We start from the raw sequence: 17,198 nt of genomic DNA, 5'->3' as shown, positions 1-17,198 counted from the left end.
GATGCGCCATTCACAATAGGTAGCGCCGAAATTCGCGTCGGTGGTAGCAGGTGGCTGCTACACCATTACCTGCCGTATCTGCTGTTTCAAAAAAAGGTGAGCCGGACAGCTGGCCGAGCGGTTCGACACTCATTGCGAATGGTTCGGTCGTGAGGTAGTTTACACATTCGGATGAGGAAGGTGCCAGCTGCGGCGACAGGTTTCCGGTCTTGTTTCTGTCCCTGTCGCTGCGGATTGTGAGTTCTTCAACAGATCTTGATGCCACAATCTGGGGAGCTTGTGGTCGTCAGGTCGCGGCGGTTGAGGCAGTTGCCATGCTCCGGCTTTGCGGATTGATCGCGGTCGTCCTTGTCGCGGCCCTTACAAGTTTCGATGCGTCGGCCGATCGAAGGGTCGCCCTGGTGATCGGCAATTCCCAGTACCGGGAAATCCCTGCTCTCAAGAACCCCGACAAGGATGCCGAGGACGTATCCAAGACGTTTCGGCTGGCCGGCTTCGAAGTGTTCGTCGCCAAGGATCTCACAAAGTTGCAGTTCGAGAAGCAGTTCCGCAACTACCTCGCGGCGGCGGATGGCGCCGATCTGTCCGTCGTCTACTATTCCGGCCATGGCTTTCAGATCGGCGGCGAGAATTTCCTGATCCCCGTCGATGCCTCGCTAAAGAATGCGGCCGACATAGAGGTCCAGGCGGTCAAGCTGGACGATGTCCTGCAGCAATTGCGCGCGAAATCGAAGATCCAGGTGATCATCCTCGATGCCTGTCGCAACAACCCGTTTCCGCGCAAGGATTATTGGTTGAGGGATCAGCTGATCACGGCGGGCAATACCGGTCTTGCTCAGGTCAAAAGCTCGCTCAACACACTGATTGCCTTTGCCACCGAGCCAGGAGCGGTCGCTTATGATGGAGCGGGAGACCTCAGCCCGTTTTCATCCGCATTCTCGCATCGCGCGCTGGCGCCCAACCAGGAGATACGCACGGTCATGGCCGCGGTGCGCCGCGATGTGGTCGAGGCCACCGACGGCAAGCAGGTTCCCTGGGAGAATTCGTCGCTCATCGACGAGGTTGTCCTGATGCGCCGCGCCAGCCGACCTTCGCTGCCGCCGGTTCTCGAAAAAGTCGTGCCCTCGGGTGTCGGACCTGTTGCCCTGGATCTGCCGGAACCGGTCGATGTCGATGGCGGATCGATCACGGTCAGCATCGAAAGGCCGCCCGCGCTTGGACGCCTGCTGCTGGACGGCAAGGCTGTCGCGGTCGGCGAACAGATCGACGGCAGGGACCTGCCGCGCCTGAAGATGGATGTGCCCAAGGGCGTCGGTGCGCCCGAAGAGGTCGACATGCTGGCCTACGCCACGCATGACAATTGGGGCGGTCAGGCCCAGGGCATCATGGTGTTCCGCGTCAAGGACGGCCAGGGCGCCGAGGGCGAACAGATCGTGGCCTCGCTCGAGACGGAGCAGAAGCAGGAGGTGCTGGAGCGGGGCATCCACATCACCGGCGCCGCCGAGGCGATCGAAGACCGCGAGATCAGCGTTCCGGTCGGTGTCGGCCCGGTTCCGCTGAAGCTGGACTTCCCGACCCGGGATCCCGCGGTCAGCCTGAAACTCGCGAGCTACCCGGCAACGGGAACCCTGTCCCTGCCGGACCGTGCTCTGTCGCCAGAGTCGAGCCTGATGGCGGATGAGGTCGACCTGCTGCGCTACGAACCCCAGATTGGTGCTGCCGGTGCTGTCGAGGTCGGCTTCGAGATCCGGGCCGACAGCAGCTCCTCAAAGCCCGCTACGATGAAACTGTCGCCAAGCGTCGATCCGTGCGACCAGGCCGCCGGCGAGCCTCTCGATCTGCAAGGCGTGGTTCCCGGTCTGCTGCCGAATGAAATTGGCGCCGAGGCGGTCAAGGCCTGCGAGGCGGCGGTGAAGGCCTATCCCGATGTCGCCCGCTTCCGCTACGAGTTGGGCCGGGCGCTGCTTGCGGCCGGCAAGGTCGAGGACGCCAAGAAAGCGATCCAGGCGGCAGCCGACAAAGGCCACGTTCGCGCTGTGTTCGAGCTAGGCTACCTCAATGCGACGGGAACGGGAATGCCCGTCGACCGCAAGCAGGCCAATAGCTTCTACGCCGCCGCGTCCGACAAGGGCGATCCTTACGGGATGACGTCCTGGGGCCGTGCATTGTTCAATGGCTATGGTGTCGAGCGCGATACCGGCAAGGGGCTGGACCTGCTGCTCAAGGCGGCAGCCATGGGCCATACCTACGCGATGAACGATCTCGCCGCGATCTTCACGGAGGGCCGTAATGGCGTGCCTGCGGATCCGTCCCGCGCCGTGGCTTTTCTGAAAGCTGGCGTGGAGCGGCAGGACATGTATTCGATGAATCTGCTCGGCCGTAACTATTTGGCCGGCGTGGGCGTCGGCAAGGATCCCAGGCAGGCGCAAGGGCTTTTCCAGCAGGCCATGGATCTCGGCCAGCCTTATGCTCCGGCTAGCCTCGCCCGCATGTATCGCGACGGTGTCGGTGTAGGACAAAACCTCGATGAAGCGCAACGACTGTTCGAGCTGGCCACCGCTCGCGGCGATCAATCCGGTGCGTATGATCGCGCCGCGCTCGAGATGCAGAAGGGCGACAAGGCTGACCAGGCGAAAGCGGTGCGTTATCTGGCCTTCGCGGTCGCACTTGATCTTCGCAAGGAACTGCCGGGCGCCCAGACGGCGCTGACAAAATTCGGGGCGAAAACAAAAGCCGCGGCGCTCAAGCAGTTGCGCGGCGAACTCAAGTCGAAGATCCCGGCGAACGGTTCGCTGGACGACCAACTGGTCAAGGCAGCCAGAGCGGTTTGGGAGCAAGCCAACCCGCGACGGGACCTGTTTTGACGCACAAGGAGGTAACTGTGGGCAGGGCAGTGAAGCAGGCATTGATTGCGGCAGTTCTATCTGGTGCCCTTGCGGCGCTAACGGGCTGCATGTCCGTCGCGCCCAAGGCCGAACCGACGGTGACGACGACGAAACACAGGCCGAAGCTGGTTCGCACGACGTCCACGCCAAAGATCGGCCAGCAGAAGAAGGTCACCGCCAAGAAGGTGATCAAGCCGGTTGAGGAAACGGCACCTGTCGTCGTTCCACCTTTGGGCGGTGGCAGCAACGGAGGCGGTGGCGGTGGCTGGGGATGAGTGTTCAATAGCAGTCAAGGTCGGTCCCACCATTTGGTACCGCGAATTCCGCTGCCTGGACTTGATCGGAAGAGCTGCAACTGCTCGCCAAGCAGTCGCAAGTGATCTATGCTCCCGCATGGTGTCGGTATCGATACGGTTGTCCTGGGCAGGGGCGTTCCATGTACGAAGTCGTCGCATTCTGGAAGGTAATGGCGAAAGGGCCTGCTAGGGCTCGTGGCTTGATCGCTGCGTTGTTGTTCCTGTTCGGATCGCAAGCGTCAGGCGCCGCGCCGAACTGGACGCTCGATCCCACCGCTTCGGTGATCACATACCAGTCGGTCAAGAAGAACACGATCGTCGAGACCAACAAGATCAGGAACATCACCGGCACGCTGAGTTCGGCGGGTGATGCCAAGGTCACGTTCGACCTCAATTCGGTCGATACCGGCGTCGATCTGCGCAATGTCCGCATGCGCTTCCTGTTCTTCGAGACATTCAAATACCCGACCGCCGAGCTTACGGCGAAGGTGGATCCTGCCGCATTCGGCGACCTCGCGACAAAGCGCAGGGTGAAGGCAACGCTGCCCTTCCGCCTCAATCTGCACGGCGTCGACAAGGACCTCGAGGCCAGTGTCGTCGTCACCATGATCAGCGACACCATGGTGTCGGTTGCCTCGGAAGCTCCGGTCGCGGTCCATGTCGAGGATTTCGGCCTGTTGCCGAACATCGACAAGCTGCAGCAGGCCGCCAACGTCACCAACATCGTTCCCACCGCATCGGTGTCGTTCGATTTCGTCTTTACCGCGGATGGCAGCAAGCCGGCTGCCACCCAGGCCGCGGCGGCGAGTTCGGCCGATGTGGGGCCGGTTGCCACGGATGCCGCCAAGGCGAACTTCAGCGACGAGGAATGCCTGAACAGGTTCGCCGTGCTCTCGCGCACCGGCGCCATCTATTTCCGGCCTGCCAGCGCTCGGCTCGACGCGAAAAGCCGTCCCTTGCTGACCGAGGTTGAAGGCGTCGTCGGAAAATGCCCGAGCCTGAAGGTCGAGGTCTCCGGTTATACCGATTCAGACGGATCGCCGGAGGCGAACAAGCTGTTGTCGGAGCGCCGGGCCCAGGCGGTTGCGGATGCGTTGGTTGCCGCCGGCATTCCACGCAACCAGGTCAGTTCCACGGGCTACGGCGAGGAGCGGCCGGTTGCCGCCAACGATACCCCCAAGAACAAGGCGCTCAATCGGCGGATCGAGTTTTCCGCCACCAAGCTTTGAGGTCGCGGTGAAGTCCGATCCGATCGCCCGTTGCGGTGGCATCTTTCGCGCCGCCTGTCTTGCGGCGCTCGCCTTGCTGTTGACTTTGACGGGCGCCAGCGCCGAGCGCCGCGTGGCGCTTGTCCTCGGCAACGCCCAGTACCAGCACGCGGCGGCGCTCGCCAATCCGGTGCGCGACGCCCAGGTCATGGCCGAACGCTTGAAGAAGCTCGACTTCGAGGTCGTTTCCGGTTTCGACGAAACCAAATTGCAGACGCAGGCGACGATTGCCCAGTTCGCAAAACAGGTGCGTGGTGCCGACATCGCGCTCTTCTTCTATGCCGGGCACGGCTTGCAGGTTTCCGGCAAGAACTACCTGCTCCCGGTCGACGCCGCGCTGGAGGACGAGACCTCTCTCGACTTCGAGGCTGTGTCGGTTGATTTCGTTTTGCGACAGATGTCGCGGGAGACCAGCATCAGGCTGGTATTTCTCGACGCCTGCCGCGACAATCCTCTTGCCGAGGCGCTGGCCAAGACCGCGGGCGTCAACGGTGCGAGCAGCGGCCTGGCCGAGATTCCGATCGAGAATGGAGGCGCCGGCACGCTCGTCGCCTTCGCCGCCAGCCCCAACCAACTCGCCTATGACGGGTCGGGCGAGCACTCGCCCTTCACAGCGGCATTGCTTCAGCACATCGGCGAATCCAACGTCTCCATCACCGAGGCCATGAACAGGGTCACCAGCGACGTCTTCAAGGCAACAGCCGGCAAGCAGCGTCCCTGGATCAACGTTTCGCTGACCACGGAGGTCGTCCTGCACAAGGTCGATCTCAATGCGCCATTGATCGTTGGCGAGGCGAGCGCGCCTCAGGCGGAAAGCGGCTCCGAAGCGCGCAACACCGGCGCGGCGGCGAACCAGGGCGATGACCAGCTTGCGCTTGATGCGCTGCGTCGGAAAATCCCCAAACTGGCGTCGGATGCCCCGATCCTTTTCGACCATCCGATCGACTTCGGCGATGCGGCGATCGACGGCAAGAGCATCGCCGAACTGATCAAGGGCAAGCCGCTTTTCAGCCCGGTGGAGGGGTTGGACAAGTCGGTCTGGGAGGGCAAGCACTGCGACGGTTGCCACGAATGGAACGAGGCCCGGCTGTGCGATCAGGCGAAGAATTTTGCCGCCAACGATGTCTCGGTGCTGCGCCTGCAACATCCGCTGGGCACACGCTTCAAGGTGGCGCTTGCCAAATGGGCGCAGGGCGGCTGCAAATAGGCAGGAAAGTGGCGGCTCCAGTCGATTCCGCCGGGATGGCGGCCTTAATAGGCATCCGCCGATTGGCGCAACGCCTCGATCTCGGCCATCTGGATGCCCATGTCGACAAATGCCGAAAGCACGGCAAACCGGTCCGTGAGAGCGACACGGGCCAGTCCGGCCAGTATCCCCGCATTGACTGCATGGGCGGCAGGAAATGGTTGCAAGGCCGCCATCTCGGTCGTGGCCATGGCCGAGCCGCTGTCACGCCATCCGGCGGCGAGAGCGATCCAGCCGACCGGCGTTGTCGGTGGTGCGGCCGCGGCTGTGCCGACGGCTGCTCGATGGCGGGGATTGTCCGGTTCACCCACCCAGTCGCGAACATGCGCAAGCAGTTCTTGATCGGTTCCATCGAACAGGTCGGTCAAGTGGCTCAGGCATTCATGCGCCCACCAGACCGCGGCCCGCTCGGGAAGCAGGTAGGCACAAAAGGTGATCGCTTCCTCGGGAACGCGTCCGGCAAGGAGGTCGCGGCAAAATGCGATCGAGTCCTGTTCGGTTGGAGGTGTTCCCATGTCCCTGGCAATGGCGGGACAAGCCATGAAAAGATCCCGTGCCGTCTTGAATCGAAGCCCATTGGCCATGACCGCCACGCTTTCATCGAGAAGCCCTGGCCACTCAAGCCTCAGGCGCGGCGCGGGTCAAGTCTGAACCTCTGACGCCGCGGGACCCGTCGGCACTATCGTGCTCCAGCGTTTATCGACAGACAATTGCCTTGCGATTTGATATCCTCACGATCGTCGAAATCGGATGCTCAAACAGGAGTAACCGCTATGCAGTGGGGCAGTACAGCCTTTGTGTTGGCGTTCGTGTTTTTCTCGACCCACGCTTCCGCCGACCCCGTTCAGAAATCAGAGGACATCGTGAAGTTTTTTGCCGGCGCGGCCGATCTAGGCAAGTCGCGCGGAATTTGTGTCGGCACCGAGGAGGAGTGCAAAAGCAAGAGCAAGGCGAAGGACGGGCCGGCCGAAAAATCCAGCCTCGATATGCTGATCAATTTCGGATTGGATTCGGCCGCGCTCGATACCACAGCGCGCGCTGAACTCGACGAGTTCGCCAAGGCTCTCAAGGACAGCAGGCTGAGCACCTTCAGCTTCGTCGTCGAAGGCTACACCGACGCCACCGGCACTGTGCATTACAACGAAGGCTTGTCACAACGACGAGCACAATCGGTGGCAGCCTTCCTGAGGGCCAAGGGGATTGAGGCAGCCCGCATTGACGCCATTGGCATGGGCGAAAAGAATCCACGCAGCCCCAACCCTTACGATCCGGTCAACCGCCGCGTGGAAATGCGGATAAAGACGCAGTAGCGCGCACCGGTCGCTGGTTGAGCGCGCCACCCCCGGCCACACCGGCGCCGAAGGTCAGTGCCCTTGGCAGGAAGTCGTTGTTGCGCCCGGGTGGCGGGATCATCCCGCCGCACGGCCGCGGTTGCGCCACTTCTCAACGACCTGCAGGGCGTATGTGATCTTGACCCATGATGGGAGCCTCAAAGCGTATTCTGAATCGAACCTATGAGGGCGGTGACGGCCTGCTTGTATTTTTCGAACTCCGGCGATGTCTGGCGGATCTCCGTAGTCGTCGTCTGCGGGCTGGCGTCGGTGGCCACACGGCTCAGCTTTTGGCCCATCTTCCTTTCGGCCCAGTCCACCACATAGCTGGCTGTCTTGCCGGTGAGAAACGGGTTGGCCTGGATGACGGCCGACCCCAGCACGGCGCTCAGTTGCGCCGAAGCTGGCGCCGACAGCACCTGGTGCGCGCCTTCCATTCCCAGGAAATGACAGAGATAGAGCCGGCCGGCCGTGATCTGGTGGCCGCGCGCCCGAAGATAGGCCTCGCCTTCGCGCGCCAGATTGCGCACCATCTCTCGTGAAATGGTGGCGTCGTAGCGCAGAGCCAAGAGGTCGGCGGTCGACAGCGTGCGCGCGAGTTCCGGACGATAGGTATTCATCATCCTGATCCAGGTCTTGGTTATGAACTGGCCGGCGCCGGTCGCCGAGGAATTCGGGTTCTTGGCGCGGGCGCTGCCGCCGCTTTCGACGTGAACGATCCGCTCGGTCAGCGTTTCAACGGCGACATCGCCGGAATTGCCGGCATCATAGGTGGCGACCGTGGTGGAGGTCCCCAGCGGATCGATCGCCTCGCCATTCTGGTAGAGCTCGAAATGCAAATGCGGGCCGGTCGAAAGCCCGGTGGTGCCGATATAGCCAATGACGTCGCCGGCCTTCACCTTGGTGCCGACGCCGCTCGCAATGGCGAATTTTTGCATATGCGCGTAGCGCGTTTCGCGCCCGTTCGCATGCGAGATCTTCACCAGATTGCCATAGCTGCCGCCGTCGCCCTGGAAACTGATCTCGCCATCGAAGGCCGCCTCGACCGGCGTGCCGACAGGGGCTGCCCAATCGACACCCTTGTGGATGCGAACGACGCCGAGGATCGGGTGCTTGCGCGGGCCGAACGTCGAGGTCATGACCCCGTTCACCGGCGTCACCATGCCGTTGGCGACAGTCAGCGAGCGCACCTCGTCATTGCCCGTCACGCAGGCGAACTGGCCGTCGCTCTGCTGGAAGACGAAACAGTCGATGGTCTTCTCACCGCCCTGGACGCCGACATAAAGCACCCGCCCGGACGTCTCGTCCTTGCCGCGCGGCGTCTGCGAGTAGATCAGCACCAGGCGCTGGTCCTCGCTGGCGAAGGCGTCGAGGTCCTGTCCTCGCGACAGGTACATGATCGCCTCGCCGATGACGCCGGTCGGGACCTTGTTGCGCGCGGCCGTCGAATAGATCGCGTCGAGCAGGCGGTATTGCCGCTTGGGCCCGCCTTGATCGGTACCGGAATAGTTGAACAGGTCCTCGCGCACCCAGGGGTCGACACCCGACACGAAGGCGCCCGCGGCGTCGCGCGTCAGCGTGCCGACAAAGACATTCTTGGCGTAGACCGAAACCTGCATGAGCGACATCGTGGCCGTGCCGCGGTTCGGCCGGAACCCGCGCATGGCGACGACATAACCCGGTTCCAGCCCGTCCCGGTTGAAGAGCGCCTTCAGCGCTTCGCCCGCCAGTTTGGCATCGTCGGTGGAGAAATGTGCATCGAGCACAACGCTGTCCAGGCTGCGGTCGTTGAGGATCTTCACGAACGTGTCTTCGGTCGCCTCGAAGCGCTGGTATTCGTTGGTCACGGTTGCCACGGTCGTATTGTTCTCGATCTGGGTCTTCGTGAAAGCGGGCAGCGCTGCCTCGCCCTGATTGACGGTCTCTCCCCAGCCGGCCTCCGGGTCGTCGGCATCCTGCTTGGGCACCGGAACAGCCGGGGCCCCACCCGCATCGGGTGCCGCCTGAAGGTCGTTATTCAGGTCGCCCTGCTGGTCGTCCGGTGGCGACGCCGGGGCAGGCGGGGCGGCCTGCTCTGTGGGTGCGGCAGCCGGAGATGCCGGAGCGGTCCGCCGCTGCGCCTGGAAGAACGCGAAGTCCTCCTGCGTCGACGGGATCGTCGTCATGAACTTTTCGCTGGCGCTAAGCATCACGTCGGAGAGGATCTCGATCTGCGGCGAGGCGCCGGAACTGTCGAGCTCGGCCGGCCGTGCCACCGTATGGCCCTTGCTTGCGGTGTCGGCATCGGGTGCCAGGGTGATCCACATCGGATCTCCAGCCAGGTCTATGATGGCGGGCACGTAGACGGAGGCATCGGCCGGCACATCGTCCGCACCTTCGACGGCGTGCAATTCCTCGTCTTCGTCGCCGAACGACCAATAGTCCGCGGTTAAGTAGAAACCGGCGGCGATGGACAGCAGGATCACCACAGCGAAACCGGCAATGAGCCTGCGCCAAAGCGTGCGCCTGCGCAACGCGGCTCGCGCCTGCTTCTTCTGCTTGAAGCTCGTGTCGATGCTGTGCGTCACGGACTGTTTCCGGTCAGGAAGAAGGTCCACCGCACCTGTTCAAGCGTATCGACTTCGAGAAATTGCGCCGCGATATGGCCACGCTGCCAGCAATCGTCGATGCCGCGTATCGAAAAGCGTCGTCGCTCGATGCACATCTCGGTCGATCCGGTAAGGATCGCGTGACCAAACACATCCGTCGCATAGATGTAGATGTAACGGTTCGTCAGTTCCTCGCGGATGACGTTCACGCATTGATTTGCGCCGATGGTCCACCAGCCGTCGGTCTGGTCCGCATTGTCGACCCTCTGGCCGACCGCCAGATTGACGACGTCGAGTGTCTGGTTGCAGACCGTGAATTCGGCGCGCGCTTCGCTGGATGCCAGCATGGCCAGCAGTGCCGCTCCCGCCATGACCGCGAGCTTGATGCGGCCAGTCAGGGCAGGCAGGGTTCGAGCCGGATCACGCTGCTCTATGGGCAGGCCGGCAGGGGGCAAACACGCGCGGCTGGGTTCCATCGGGCGCCCATGCTATCCGCCGAGCCGGAAATACTTGGCAGTGGCTGAAAACTGAGATCCGTCGGTTTCGATCTCCTCGAGAATTTTTGGCAGCAGCACCGAGGCTGGCGTTGGCGTGGAGAAGGCAGCAGCCTGAATATCCTGCGGGCCTGTGATCACCATTATGATCTGCGGCACGGCCTTCCCAGTGGCTTTGTCGGCGGCGCCCAGCCCGATCGGAATGCTGAAAGTGGCCTTGTCCGGTTGCACGACGATGCGGTCGTCGAGATTGAACACCATGCCCTTGTGGTCGATCAGCAGCACACTGGAAATGAGCCCGCCACGCGTCACCAGCGTACCGCGGATCGGCGTACCATCCGGCACCGATGTCCGGTCGAGAACAAGTTGCGGTCTGTCGGCCGCGGTCTGTCCCAGAAAGCGCAGAAAGTTGGTGACTTCGCATTGGCTCTGCTCAATGAGGCGGACGCTGATGTCCGGCTCGACACGGAATTTTGCCTGGAAAGCGCCCAGCATCCGTTCGAATGGCTGGACCGCCGTGCCAAATCCTTCGATCGCGGGGGGCTTGTCGGCTGATGACGTCATGGTCGCATAGAAACAGTCACCGCCGCTGAAGTCGCGAACCCAGGAGACTCGTTGCGCGCTGTCGTCGACAGGCGAGGGGATCGCTGGTTTGGGCACGTTCAACGCGACGACAGCTTGGTCCGGCTGTTTGGTTGACGGCAACGATGCGTTCTGACCCTCGGCGTTCGCGCCATCCGTCTGGCTTGCAGTGGGTTTGGGGGCCGGCGCAGCCGCCTCGGGTGCCTCCGGCCGACTGATCTGTGGCTCAGGCTTGGGGATCTGCACGGCCTCTGGCTGGGCCGGCGGCGGCGTTGCGACCTTCTCGGCTGGCGGGGTTGGAGCTGTCGTCCCGGATGCTGGGGCCGACATTTGGCTGTTGCTGGCCATCGTATCCGGCTGGATTGCCGGCGATGCCGTTTCGGACGGCTGCTTCACCTCCGCTGCGGATGGCTTCGGGGGTTCTTCGGGTTGCGCGGAGGCTGTGGGCTTCGCCGGCTCCGGCGCTTGCACCGGCTTGGCATCAGCCTGGCTTTCAGCCGACGGCGTGCCCGCTTCTGTTTGCGGTTGCGCCGCCATTGCCGGCGGCTTCGGGGGTGCCTCGGCCGGTGAGAGAGCTTCCGCGGGTTTGGCCGGCCGTGGCTTTTGAGCCACCTCTGCCCCTGGCTGATTTTCAGCCGGAGCCACGCTGGCTTCCGGCTGTGCGGGCGGAACCGGCTTTGCCGGTTCCGGGGCGTTCGCGATCTTGTCGGCCGGGAGCGGCTTTGCCGTTTCCGCAGCCGGCTTTGACGGTTCGGACGCGGAAAGCGACGTCTTGCCCGCAATCGGCGGCGCAGGCGTCATGAAGCCGGCCAAGTAAAGGCCCGCGCCTGAGGCGACAGCCAGCATCGCCACGGCGGCGATCGCGGCGGTGCGGGTCCTTCCGGGTTTTCCTGGAGCGTTGCGTGCGGCAGCACGGGGCGGGCTGGGATTCGCCCGAGGCTGCGGTTCGGATAAAAGCGCGGGCCGGACATGCGGCACGAAGGGCTGCGCGCCCGCGCCCACTGCCGCTGGCGCACCGTGTCCCGGGACGTAGGATGGCTGGGGCTGCGCTCTGGGATCGGGAGCAAGGGTCTGCCCGGCTCGAGGCAAGCCCGGCCGGTCGCGGGGGGTGATCGACGTCGGCGGCGTTGTTCCTTCGTCCTCGTCGCGCGTCATCCTGGCGATATCCGCCATGCTGACCGGCCGGTCCCGCGGATCCGGTTGCAGCATGGCTTCGACAATGCCGCGAAAGTCCTCGTCGATGTCGGCGAGGTCGGGCACGGTCCGGCGCTTTTCGATGATCTCGAACTGCGATCCGCTCATGTCGATCGGCTTGCCGCGCAGGGCGGCGGCCAGCACCAGCCCAAGGCTGTAGATGTCGGACTGTTCACGGACGTCGCCGCTGTAAAGGCCGAGCTGTTCGGGGGAAACGTAGTTGTACTTTCCCGCGAACTTTCCGCCGATCAGCGTCTCACCGCCCACGGTCGCCGATCGCGCAATGCCGAAATCGATGATCTTTGCACGGTCGACGCGGCCTCCCGGCAGGATGATGTTGTCGGGTGAAAGGTCGCGGTGGATCGCGCCCGCCTGATGCACGGCGCTCAGGCCGGATGCGAGGCGATGGCAGAGCTTGCGCACCTCTTCCACCGGCATCGGCCCGCGTCGCATGATGTCGAACAGCGACTCGCCGTCGACGAATTCCATGGCAAGGTAGGGACGGCCGATCCCGGGATCGATGGTGAAGACGTGGTATCGCACGACCGCGTCATGCGACAAATGGTTGAGGATCGAGGCCTCCTTGCGGAACAAGGACAGGATCGTCTGGTCACGGGCAAACTCGGGCAGGACGATCTTGATCGCGACGTGATCTCCGGTCTGGATGTTGTGGCCACGGTAGACCTCGCCCATGCCGCCGAATGCGATCCGCTCGTCAAGTTCGTAGATGCCGCTGAGCTGCGTGCCCACGGCGGTGTTGGCCACCTGCGGCGATATTCGCGTCTTGTCGTCGGCGCTCATCAGCCTCAGCCCTCCGCTCTCGACAGATCAGCGCTGAGCGATTGTCCATTGCGCCCGTTTCCGATCTTCACCAGCACAATGGTGACATTGTCCGTTCCGCCTCGCGCCAGCACCGTTTCCAAAAGATTTTCGCAGGCCCCCTGCGGCGTTGCCGACACCACCGCTGCCTCGATCTCCGCGTCGGTGACATGCGCTGTCAGCCCATCGGTGCTCAGCACGAAAATATCCCCCGGCATCAGTTCGCCTTGCTGGAAGTCGATGATGAAGTCATCGCTGACGCCGACCGCATGCGTGATGACATTGCGGCGTGGCCAGGTGAGCGCCTCGGCTGCACTGATCATGCCTCGGTCCAGCAGTTCCTGCACTTCGGTGTGGTCCTTCGAAATCTGCGAGATCGAGGCGTTGCGGATCAGGTAGATCCGGCTGTCACCCGCCCACAGACAGGCAAACCGTCCGTCCATCGCCAACAGGGCGGCGACAGTGGAGCCGATGGTGATGCCGCGCGATTCCGATATCCTGCGGATCTCGGCATTGGCCCGGCTCAGCCTGTCCTCGAAGCGCGCCCGCAGGTCCGGAGCGGAGCTTGCGATGCCGATCGTGGCCAGATGGTCGACAATGCTGGCCGAGGCGACCTCTCCGGCATCATGCCCACCCATCCCGTCGGCCACCACCCAAAGCCCGGTTCGTGGCTCCAGCAGATAGTTGTCTTCGTTGACCTCGCGGACACAGCCTTTGTGGCTCACGCCGAAGCTGTCAAAGGGAAGGGCGACATTGCTCAACTTGCCACCAAACGCGTCTTGCGCGTCCTCTGCGGCGCACTCGCGGGCGCTCGCTCTCGCCACTTTGCCACAGGCTCGACCATTAAAGTATAGAAATTAAGGTCCGGGCGCGTGAGGCTCATACAGGCTGTCATTGTATTGAAAAGCTCGAAGCTCATTTCAAAACGCCTTCGGACAGCTGAATCCCGAGAGTGCGGGAAGGAAGAAGGGGTTGGGCCCGGAGCCGGTCTGGATCGTATAGGTGACGTCGCGCCCGCCGATCACGAAGCGCGCTTCGACATTGGGGTCGTTGCCGCTGATGGTCGCCTTGTCCAGCAGCCGTTTCAGCGCCCACGGCCCTTCGAACTTGAGGGCGGATTCGCGGCCTGGCATCTCCGGCGTCAGGCTCAGACTGGCGGATCCGGAAGCCGTGCCGCTCGGCCAGGTCACCGTGCTCGGCGTGTTGCCCGCCTGGTTGCTCTGGACGGTCTGGCCATCGACATCGAGCACCGCCGCGTCGGCGTCGCCATGCAGTGAGAACGGCGTGAAGGTGACGCTGACCGAGGGCACCGAACCGCCTTGGGGAAAAAAGGCGCTGCGGATTTCGGCCGCCAGCTGGAAGTTCTTCAGCGTCGACTTAGACAGGCTGCGCCCGAAGCGCGCATCCTGCTTCCAGCTCCAGTCCTGGCCCGTCATGTCGATCAGCGACGCGAGATTCTGGGCGAAGAACCGGTCCATCAGCCCGCCGGGGGCGAACAGTTTCGCGAAATCCGCCATTGCCATGTCCTCGGAGCCATTGCCGGAGAAAGGGTAACGGCCGTTGACGGCCGCCTCGCAGGGCGCCGTGACCGATTGATCAAGCATCTGGTTCAAATTCGCCACCGAGGTCTCGGTGACGTTGCCTTCGAACTCGTCCGCCGTCGCATTGACCATTCTGGCGAGCTGCTTGGGCAGGCGTGAGGCATTGGCGCGAAGGGTGGCTATCTGGAGTTGCAGGTTTGCGTTGACGCGTTCCGTCTGGGAGGGAACGTCGGTCGCCAGTTTCAGGCTCTGGTAGATATCGCGGAAATTCTGGGTCAAGGCATCGATCGGGCGGTGTCCGGCAGGACCGCTCACCAAGGCCTGGAATGACCTGAACTGCGCTTCGATGTTGGCCCCGGGATTTTGGTTTTGCGCGTTTGCGGATCCTGTGCCGGCACGGCTTTGCGATTTTCCGGTGGCGATTTGTATGCCGATTCGAGCCAGGCCCCTGGCCATGTTTACAGCCTCCTGTGACTGGCCTTGAACCGTGCCGGCTTCGGTGCCTGAGTCCTGGCCGGAAGCAGTGCCTCGCGTCAGTGCTGTCTCGTCGGCGATCGCCGTAAACAGCTGTTCGATCGGCGAGGATGGCGAGGCGACGGCGGAAAGCGCGATATAATGCGGCTTGTCCTTCAGCATCGCCTTGAACTTCAACCCGTCGAGAACGCCGTTCCACGCCGTTGCGAACTCCTTCCCGTAACGATCGAGAAGTTCGGGGCCGAGCTTGAGCAACTCCTGGTCGATGCCGCCTTGCTCGCCGCCGCCGCCGAGCACCCACTGGTCGTCGACGAGCATCTGCGCAATGTGCGAAAGCTGTCCGAGATAGAAGTGGTTGAAACCGGCCCAGGTATAGAGGCCAGGCACGCGAAGGCCCGACAGATCGCTGCCATCGACACGTTCGAACAACAGCCGCGCTTCCGGTCCGCCTTTCATGGAAAGGGAAAAATCGTCCAGCGCCGCCGAATACACCGCCGACTTGATCAAGACGGAGGCGCGGTCGGCGAGGCTCATGCGCCCGAGCGAACGCTGAGCGGCTTCGATGAGGGGCTGGTTGAGTTCGAAAACCGGATCATAGGCGTCGTCCAGGGCAAGCATGGCGCGCAGGTGCTTTTCGAGTTGCTCGCGTCCCGCGCGGTTGTTCTCGCCTGGATACCGGTTTTGCTCCCAATCCTGCTTCATCCAGGAAACGATCAGCGCGTCGTCGACCTTCGGCGCCTTGCCGCCGAGCATCAGATAGATCTTCAACGGCTCGTAAAGCGCGGCGGGATCGGCCATCCTGGCCTGGATCGTCCGCTCGGCCTGGATCAGCAAACGCGACCGCAACATGCGTTCCAGCGCTTGCCGGTAAGCCGTCCTGGACGCCGAAACAAGTCTCTCGCGTTGGCCGAGGCCGAAGGTCTCCTCGATCGGTGTCGACACGTCGCCGATTTCGAACCCGGCCGGCAGATCGCGCAACTGGTCGAGCGGGCCGATGACGTTTTCGAGGTCGACGTCGGTGACCTCGGTAGTTTTGAGCAGCGCGTCCGCCGTCGCGCGATACTGGCCCATGGCCAGCGTTGTGGAGGCGATCAGCGACCTGTTGGCCGTGAAGCTCAGGGCCAAGGTGCCGAGGGCCGCCGCGGCGATCAACGCGATGGCGCAAAGTCCTGCAAATCTGGCGATCGCCGCACGCCTTACAGCCGATTTGTCGTAGGAGACCCATCCGGATTCAGCAAAAATGACGCCCGTCAGCAGATCATGCAAAAAGAAGCTTTTGCCGGTTCCCGAAAGATGGGCGCGGGAATTGCCGCCGAAGCTGCGGCCGATCGCGCCCAACACCTGATCGATTGGCGTTCCCTCTTGCGTACCTGACGAAAAATAGAGGCCACGCAGGCTGACATTCACCTGGCTGCGGGCCGGATCGAACAAGCCGGCGATAAAACGCGCAATTCGGATCTTCAGCGCCCCAAACTGCGCCGGAAAGCCAAAAGCGGATATGCGCGCTACCGGATCGACCTCTTCTTGAAGGCGGTCCGGCATCTCCTCGACCAGGCGTCTTGCCAGCGCATCGAATTCGGCCGGGGCCTCGGCCGCCATGTTCTTGTTGCGATCCGTGGTTTGGAACGTCGCGCCCCAGACCTTGCGTCGGCGGGGCTCATCGAAAGCGCCGAAGTAATCCATGAACCCCGAAACGAGATCGGCCTTGGTGAACAGCAGATACACTGGAAACTGGATCTTCAGCGTCTCGTGGATTTCCCGCAGCCGGCTGCGTATCTCCACGACGTGAGCATCAAGCTGCTGATCGTCGAGGCTGATGAGATCGGCGAGGCTGATCGCCAGGATGACGCCGTTTATCGGCTGCCGCGTGCGGTATTTCTTGAGCAGCGACAGGAAGGCGAGCCAGCTCTTCTTGTCGCTCTCGGCATTGGAATCCTGCGTCGTGTAGCGTCCAGCGGTGTCGATCAGCACGGCCTCGTCGGTAAACCACCAGTCGCAGGCACGTGTTCCGCCGACACCGGCGACCGGCTGGGCATCACCCGAACCTGCCAGCGGAAAATTCAGACCCGAATTGACCAGTGCCGTTGTCTTGCCCGCTCCGGGCGGGCCGATGATGATGTACCAGGGGATCTCATAGAGGAAATTGCGCTTGCCGCTCGACCGTTTGAGCGCGGCGATGGCTTCGTTCATGCGCGCCTCGAGCACCAGTGAGTCGTCATCCCTGTCATCATTGCGGGCAACGGCGGTCTCCAGCGCCTTTTGTGCCTTGCGCATCCGCCAGAAACGCAATCCATGGAAGAGCGCTACGGCCGCCACGATCACACCGATGATTGCCGCGCGCAGCCAGGCCGGCCCGAGAGGACGGCTATCGGCGAAGCGGATCAGAGGTCCGGCAAACCACACTGCCGCTGAAAAACCGGCCAGCGCGATCATGCTGAATATCCGCGGCAGCCAACGTGTCATCGGCGCATCCAACCGGC

The 17,198-nt window shown here is 63.0% G+C and carries 11 protein-coding genes; 5 read left to right on the top strand and 6 right to left on the bottom strand.

Annotated elements, in window-relative coordinates:
- Positions 1-314: 314 nt before the first annotated feature.
- From EB815_RS30075 to EB815_RS30060, 4 genes are all read left to right on the top strand, one after another.
- Complete coding sequence (locus EB815_RS30075; RefSeq protein WP_056565025.1) at positions 315-2,864, top strand: caspase family protein; 2,550 nt, start codon at positions 315-317, stop codon at positions 2,862-2,864.
- 29 nt (positions 2,865-2,893) lie between these two features.
- Positions 2,894-3,160, top strand: a complete 267-nt coding sequence (locus EB815_RS30070) for a hypothetical protein (RefSeq protein WP_244493918.1) — start codon at positions 2,894-2,896, stop codon at positions 3,158-3,160.
- Between the two features lie 161 nt (positions 3,161-3,321).
- On the top strand, positions 3,322-4,410 hold the full coding sequence (locus tag EB815_RS30065) for an OmpA family protein (protein ID WP_056565022.1): 1,089 nt from the start codon (positions 3,322-3,324) through the stop codon (positions 4,408-4,410).
- A gap of 7 nt (positions 4,411-4,417) precedes the next feature.
- Positions 4,418-5,656: a caspase family protein gene (locus tag EB815_RS30060; protein WP_081294655.1), complete on the top strand. Its 1,239-nt coding sequence runs from the start codon at positions 4,418-4,420 to the stop codon at positions 5,654-5,656.
- Positions 5,657-5,700: 44 nt separating this feature from the next.
- On the opposite strand, the gene EB815_RS30055 is transcribed toward EB815_RS30060, so the two are convergent.
- A complete protein-coding gene (locus tag EB815_RS30055; RefSeq protein ID WP_244493917.1) occupies positions 5,701-6,237 on the bottom strand; it encodes a DUF6931 family protein in 537 nt (178 codons plus the stop codon).
- Between the two features lie 231 nt (positions 6,238-6,468).
- On the opposite strand from EB815_RS30055, the gene EB815_RS30050 reads away from it, so the two are divergent.
- Positions 6,469-7,005: an OmpA family protein gene (locus tag EB815_RS30050; RefSeq protein ID WP_056565016.1), complete on the top strand. Its 537-nt coding sequence runs from the start codon at positions 6,469-6,471 to the stop codon at positions 7,003-7,005.
- Between the two features lie 179 nt (positions 7,006-7,184).
- Here the strand turns inward: EB815_RS30050 and EB815_RS30045 are convergent, their stop codons facing one another.
- The 5 genes from EB815_RS30045 to tssM form a co-directional block, all read right to left on the bottom strand.
- Positions 7,185-9,593: a M23 family metallopeptidase gene (locus tag EB815_RS30045; RefSeq protein WP_056565012.1), complete on the bottom strand. Its 2,409-nt coding sequence runs from the start codon at positions 9,591-9,593 to the stop codon at positions 7,185-7,187.
- The gene (locus EB815_RS30040; RefSeq protein ID WP_081294656.1) at positions 9,590-9,985 is read right to left on the bottom strand and encodes a DUF1036 domain-containing protein; all 396 of its coding nucleotides are present in this window, start codon (positions 9,983-9,985) and stop codon (positions 9,590-9,592) included. The genes EB815_RS30045 and EB815_RS30040 overlap by 4 nt, the downstream gene beginning before the upstream one ends.
- Positions 9,986-10,102: 117 nt before the next feature.
- Entirely contained in the window at positions 10,103-12,685 is a 2,583-nt protein-coding gene (locus EB815_RS30035) for a serine/threonine-protein kinase (RefSeq protein WP_056565008.1), read from the bottom strand.
- Positions 12,686-12,690: 5 nt separating this feature from the next.
- Positions 12,691-13,464, bottom strand: coding sequence for a PP2C family protein-serine/threonine phosphatase (locus EB815_RS30030; protein WP_056565005.1), 774 nt, complete (start codon positions 13,462-13,464; stop codon positions 12,691-12,693).
- Between the two features lie 159 nt (positions 13,465-13,623).
- Positions 13,624-17,181 (bottom strand): type VI secretion system membrane subunit TssM, encoded by a 3,558-nt coding sequence (tssM, locus tag EB815_RS30025; RefSeq protein ID WP_056565769.1) that lies wholly within the window; start codon positions 17,179-17,181, stop codon positions 13,624-13,626.
- Between the last annotated feature and the right edge of the window lie 17 nt (positions 17,182-17,198).

The organism is Mesorhizobium loti (assembly GCF_013170705.1).
Lineage (GTDB): Bacteria > Pseudomonadota > Alphaproteobacteria > Rhizobiales > Rhizobiaceae > Mesorhizobium > Mesorhizobium loti_D.
This window is presented reverse-complemented; position numbering and strand designations above follow the sequence as displayed.

Bases quoted from the DNA above. Each gene is read 5' to 3' on its own strand.
- EB815_RS30075 (WP_056565025.1), top strand. From the start codon at position 315: ATGCTCCGGCTTTGCGGATTGATCGCGGTCGTCCTTGTCGCGGCCCTT.
- EB815_RS30065 (WP_056565022.1), top strand. From the start codon at position 3,322: ATGTACGAAGTCGTCGCATTCTGGAAGGTAATGGCGAAAGGGCCTGCT.
- EB815_RS30055 (WP_244493917.1), bottom strand. From the start codon at position 6,237: ATGGCTTGTCCCGCCATTGCCAGGGACATGGGAACACCTCCAACCGAA.
- EB815_RS30050 (WP_056565016.1), top strand. From the start codon at position 6,469: ATGCAGTGGGGCAGTACAGCCTTTGTGTTGGCGTTCGTGTTTTTCTCG.
- EB815_RS30040 (WP_081294656.1), bottom strand. From the start codon at position 9,985: ATGGCGGGAGCGGCACTGCTGGCCATGCTGGCATCCAGCGAAGCGCGC.
- EB815_RS30035 (WP_056565008.1), bottom strand. From the start codon at position 12,685: ATGAGCGCCGACGACAAGACGCGAATATCGCCGCAGGTGGCCAACACC.
- tssM (WP_056565769.1), bottom strand. From the start codon at position 17,181: ATGACACGTTGGCTGCCGCGGATATTCAGCATGATCGCGCTGGCCGGT.